General features: G+C 38.9%; 6 protein-coding genes. All 6 read left to right on the forward strand.

Annotated elements, in window-relative coordinates:
* The first annotated feature begins 256 nt into the window (after positions 1–256).
* A complete protein-coding gene (locus B2X72_RS09230) occupies positions 257–748 on the forward strand; it encodes a DUF6624 domain-containing protein (RefSeq protein ID WP_083295905.1) in 492 nt (163 codons plus the stop codon).
* Between the two features lie 106 nt (positions 749–854).
* Entirely contained in the window at positions 855–1,442 is a 588-nt protein-coding gene (locus B2X72_RS09235; protein WP_070565398.1) for a TetR/AcrR family transcriptional regulator, read from the forward strand.
* Between the two features lie 149 nt (positions 1,443–1,591).
* Positions 1,592–1,885: a hypothetical protein gene (locus B2X72_RS09240; protein WP_070565396.1), complete on the forward strand. Its 294-nt coding sequence runs from the start codon at positions 1,592–1,594 to the stop codon at positions 1,883–1,885.
* A 7-nt stretch (positions 1,886–1,892) separates the two neighbouring features.
* The gene (locus tag B2X72_RS09245) at positions 1,893–2,123 is read left to right on the forward strand and encodes a hypothetical protein (protein ID WP_046674596.1); all 231 of its coding nucleotides are present in this window, start codon (positions 1,893–1,895) and stop codon (positions 2,121–2,123) included.
* 273 nt (positions 2,124–2,396) lie between these two features.
* A complete protein-coding gene (locus B2X72_RS09250) occupies positions 2,397–3,452 on the forward strand; it encodes an NAD(P)-dependent alcohol dehydrogenase (protein WP_201639082.1) in 1,056 nt (351 codons plus the stop codon).
* A gap of 158 nt (positions 3,453–3,610) precedes the next feature.
* A partial coding sequence (locus B2X72_RS09255; RefSeq protein WP_286849301.1) for a deoxyribodipyrimidine photo-lyase occupies positions 3,611–3,848 on the forward strand: 238 nt, incomplete at its 3' end.

Genomic DNA, 3,848 nt, shown 5'->3' on the forward strand with positions numbered 1-3,848 from the left:
GCAATACATTAATACGTCAAAGAATAGCAACAGGAAGAGTTACCTTAAAGGAAATTGTCGCTGAATTTGGGCTGACTGATGTAAGTCACCTGAATAAGATTATACATAAAACGTAGTGTATTTCCGTCGATGTATTCAAATCAAATGTAATCTAGCAATAGTTGAGCAAAATAGCTTATGAATGTAATAGGTTACCGGCCGAGGCGGAAAGGATTTAGAGAAGTAAAATACGTATTAAAAATTTTAGAAAATTGAGATGTTATATAGAAATATTGCGGAAGAGATTATCCGATTAGCGCAGGACGACGAATCAATGCGGGAAAAGTTATTGCAGAGGGGAGAGCTTCATGGTGGATATCATGTGGAGATGGAAACAATTCACCGACGGAATGCAAAAAGATTACGTGAAATCATTGCCGAAATAGGTTATCCAACTATTTCAAAAGTCGGCGAAGCAGCTAGCAATTCAGCTTGGCTGATTGTTCAGCATGCGATAGGAGAACCTCAATTTATGCAAGATTGTTATCAGTTGCTTCTTGATAATATCTTGGACGTCAATCTCGCAAATCTGGCTTATTTGCACGATCGAATTCAGGTTTTCAAAAGTAAGCCGCAACGTTATGGGACACAGTTAAGCAGCTGTGGCAGTATTTATCCCGTGGAAGATAAAAATGCAATAAACAGCTTAAGGAGCACAATGAACCTTTTACCCCTTAATCCTAAAGAAATGAATAAATTGAAGATGTGAAGCGAATTCCATTTCTGGATCAGGAGAACGACACCTATAATGAGTGGCGAAAAAAAGTTGGCTGGGTGAATTGATTTTTCGACATTTTTTGTAGATTTGTCGATTAATGACAGGTCAACAAGAAAATATTAAAGAGGAAATTATCTTATCATCCATGAAAGTGTTTGAAACCTATGGATTTGCAAGGGTTTCCATGCAGGATATTTCAAAAGCTTGTGGAAAGGGGCGGAGCACGTTATATTACTACTTTACCAGTAAGATGGATGTCTTTGATGCGATTGCGGAGTACTTATGTCAGCAAGTGTTTGAGGTCGCGAGTAAAACTTATAACAGGGACGCTTCACTGGAAGATAATTTAGTTGGTTTTTTACAAGCAAAACTACGTCAGATTAATTTAATTACGAAACGTTTTCATCTCGCATTCGAAGATATGAAATCCGATCCGGCCCTGATGGTTTCAAAAACACGTTACATGCTGGACGACGAGATTAAGCTGATTCGTGAAATGATTGAATTAGCCGTTAGGAAAGAAGAAATTCAGGCCTTGGAGGAAAAGGATATCCTGTTTTTATCGGAAATGTTAGTGACAACATCACGTTGTTTTGAGCAGGAAGTTTTACTTTTTGATCGTTTTCCGGATTTTGAAGCTAGGCTTTCCTGGTTGACAAGTATATGTGTTAAGGGGCTGCGCTAGCCATTCGACAGGATAACGAGAAAAAGTTATTGTAAATAATAGGGACGTATATCGTTCTTTTTTTAGAAGGTGGTTTCGACAAAAATACAAAATATGTCTATTTTGATTGATCGATTCTTTTTATACAGACAATAAACAGGATGACAACTATGGTGTTAAATGCGAAAGTAGGCAAGTCGGTGGATAGCTTTGCATCAGAAAGATGCGTTTTGGTCATGGTGGAGACAGAGGAAACGATCCGCCCTGAAATGATGGGGGTACTGGATCCCGATATTGATTGTTATTTATTGATACACAATGATGTGGAGAGCTTGGATAGCCTCGCTCTTGCGCTGGAAAATGAAAATAAAAAGGTTCGACTAGCCCGAGATTTTGAGGAACTGAAACAGATGCCTTTTTTGAACCACCAATTACAACAAATTGCCGTTAAAATTTTGAAATAATCTAAATATGTATAAAGTTGTTTATTCTTTATCTCGTAAGCTGAAGTGGAAAGCCAGCGAGATTTATCATTTTCTCTATCAGAGTTTCCCGGAGATAAAAAATATTGATTTATTGTTGGATGATCAGCAATTTTTGCTTGTCCTGCGGATTAGTACCCGATTGGAATTTTCTATTCTGAACATCTGCCAGAAACAGGGGTTGGCAATGCAATTTGTACAGGTAGAAGATACTGATTAATCCGTCTGTACAGGTAGAAAATCCTGACGAACCCGTGCGGTTTACAAAGCTTAGCTTATCGCAGATGTTCAAGCATGATGCGGTGAGCCGTAAAGAAACAGCAACTTGAGCTTTATGGCAACATAATTCTGAAAGTTGCTTTTTACTTTTGTTATCGTTCCTTCAAAACATTTTTTCCATCCATTGGTTAATTTTATCGTGCGGATGGAATCTGTGTTGTACATAGGAATTTTATGCAGTCATTTAAAACAGAAAACAACAATTTTATCAAGTATGAGTACATTTTCAATTAGAGCTTTTGGAACAAGTGCACCAACGGCCGATCTAAAACAGATGGATATTGAACGTCGCGAAGTGACGGAGAAAGATGTCGAGATTGATATCTTATTTTGTGGAGTTTGCCATTCGGATTTACATACAGCGCGAAACGAATGGGGTGGGACCGTTTATCCGAATGTACCCGGCCATGAAATTGTGGGGCGAATTACTCAAGTTGGCTCAGCGGTGACCAAGTTTAAAGTCGGCGATTTGGCTGGTGTAGGCTGTATGGTAGATAGTTGTCGCGAATGTGAAAGTTGTAAGGAAGGACTGGAACAATATTGTGAAAGTGGAAATATTCAAACCTACAATGGACACGATAAGCACCTTAATAAACAGACATTCGGCGGTTATTCCGAACGCGTTGTAGTAGACCAGGATTTTGTGCTCCACATTCCTGAAAATTTGGATCTTGCAGCAACAGCGCCTTTATTATGTGCTGGAATTACCACTTATTCGCCTTTGAGGCATTGGAATGTGGGACCAGGAAAAAAAGTAGGTATCGTAGGTATCGGCGGCTTGGGACACATGGGGGTAAAAATAGCGAAAGCAATGGGAGCACAAGTTGTTGTCATTACAACGTCTGCGTCTAAAGTGGATGACGCCAAACGTTTAGGTGCCGATGAAGTGATCTTGTCAACTGATGCAGAACAAATGAAAGCGCATGCGGGAACTTTACATTTCATTTTAGATTGTGTTTCGGCACAGCATGACATCAATGCCTATTTAAGTTTATTGAAACGAGATGGTTCCCTGACTCTTGTTGGTGCTCCTGAGCATCCACTTCCTGTGGCTCCTTTTAGCCTGATTCCAACACGTAAGAGTTTTTCAGGTTCGATGATCGGGGGGATAGCCGAAACACAGGAGATGCTTGATTTTTGTGGTAAACACAATATTATATCCGACATAGAGCTGATTAAAATGCAGGATATCAATCATGCTTATGATAGACTATTGAAAAGTGATGTTAAATACCGGTTTGTTATTGACATGGCAAGTTTGAAAAACTAACACAATAAAATTATTCAATGCTGAACCATCAAGGGGAATTTCAAGTACCTTTGATGGTTCAGTCTGTTTATAGAGGTATTTTTACCTAATTATTGAGTTAACCTTTTACCCTTTAAAATTGTTAACATGGGTAATGATGGTAAATATTGGTCGTTTTTATGGAAAAAAATAAAATTATTGTGTTTTGGTTTCGTCGTGATTTACGGCTGGATGATAATGCCGGGCTTGCTCGCGCGCTGGCTTTGGGTTATCCGGTACTACCTATATTTATATTTGACGAGGAAATTTTGATGCAATTGGAGGATAAAAGGGATCGACGTCTTCATTACATCCATCAGGCTTTAACCCGTATCAATACTATACTAGGGGAAAGTGGTGCAACGTTGAATACGTTCT

Origin of the sequence: Sphingobacterium sp. UBA7253, assembly GCF_002472745.1 — a bacterium.
Taxonomy (GTDB): Bacteria; Bacteroidota; Bacteroidia; order Sphingobacteriales; family Sphingobacteriaceae; genus Sphingobacterium; species Sphingobacterium siyangense.